We start from the raw sequence: 1,516 nt of genomic DNA, 5'->3' as shown, positions 1-1,516 counted from the left end.
GATCCGCCACTGTGCTGGAATTCCACGCACCGTCGCGCCCTACTCAGGAGACACACACACTTCCGGCGCGGTGCAGGGGGATGACAGCAGGTCACTCACGACCACCATGGGGCGCGCCGCGCCCCACGACTCGACACCGTTCCGCCGTCTACGCGGGGGGACGCCTGGTCCAGAGGTTGCGACGCTAGTGCAGGGACGTTTCAAGAGGGATGGCAGCGCTGCGGCAGAGCAGGAGCCGCNNGGATCAACGAGTCGCTGGACAACATGCAGCAGCTCGACCACATGCAGCTGCTGACCCAGATGACCAAGCAGGCGACCGAGCTGGCCTCCGCGCTCCAGGTGGAGCGGGACAAGTCCGCGGGCCCGCTCAGTCATGGGGGCAGCCAGTCCGACCTCGTCGTGGAGCAGCCCCGGAAGGCGACCGACCTCGCCAAGACCACCTTCCTCAAGGGCACCGAGAACTTCGAGGGCGCGCAGAGCGACGACACGGTCAACTCGATCCGCAAAAGTGCGCTCGGAATCGCGACGCAGCTCTCCTTCCTCAAGGACATCCGGCGGGACGCGTACACGGACGGCTCGTCGAGCCTGCAGACGGTCAACGCGTACAGCCAGCTCATCGAATCGCTGTTGAGCCTCTCCCAGGACATGGCGCAGGCGACCGCCAACCCAGAGATGATCAAGCGCACCCGCGCCCTGGCGGCCTTCTCCTCCGCCAAGGAGTACGCCTCGGTCCAGCGCGCCATCATCGCGGCCGCCCTGCCGGCGACCAAGGGGGGCAAGCCCCGGCTCAGCGAGAGCGACCGGACCTGGGCGAAGTCCGCGTACCAGCAGGAGAACGACGCGAGGGGGACCTTCGCTAGCATCTACTCCGGCAACGCCGGCGAGCTGACCGCCACGCTGGACTCCGGAAACACCGAGATCGTGGCCGCCGACCTGTTCGCGAAGCGCGTGCTGGGCAGCAAGGCCGGTCTCGACGAGCAGAGCAACCGCTACACCACGTACCTCGACTGGTACGACGCGGACACCAACAAGATCCGCGCCATGGACACCATCGAGGCGACGCTGCTCGGTGAGATGGACCAGAAGGCCCGCGAGCTGCGTTCCGCGTCCGAGCGCGAGGCGATCATCAGCGGTGCGCTGATCCTGCTCGTTCTCGGCGTCTCCCTCGTCGGCGCCTTCGTCGTCGCCCGGTCCATGATCCGCTCGCTGCGCCGTCTCCAGGACACCGCCACCTCGGTCGCCCAGGAACGACTGCCCGAGCTCGTCAGGCAGCTCTCCGACTCCGACCCGCAGGACGTCGACACCTCGGTCGAGTCCGTCGGTGTGCACTCCAGGGACGAGATCGGCAAGGTCGCCGCGGCCTTCGACGACGTGCACCGCGAGGCCGTACGACTCGCCGCCGAGCAGGCGCTGCTGCGAGGCAACGTCAACGCGATGTTCACCAACCTCTCGCGCCGCTCGCAGGGCCTCATCCAGCGTCAGCTCTCGCTCATCTCCGAACTGGAGTCGCGCGAGG

The 1,516-nt window shown here is 67.6% G+C and carries 1 pseudogene; it reads left to right on the top strand.

The annotated features are described in order from the left end of the window. Positions 1 to 231: 231 nt before the first annotated feature. Positions 232 to 1,516 (top strand): annotated as a pseudogene (locus J0695_RS37400) (nitrate- and nitrite sensing domain-containing protein); the annotation flags it as partial.

It is taken from the genome of Streptomyces beijiangensis (genome assembly GCF_017315755.1).
Taxonomy (GTDB): Bacteria; Actinomycetota; Actinomycetes; order Streptomycetales; family Streptomycetaceae; genus Streptomyces; species Streptomyces beijiangensis.
Note: the sequence above shows the minus strand (reverse complement) of the source record. Positions and strands in the feature narration are given on the sequence as shown.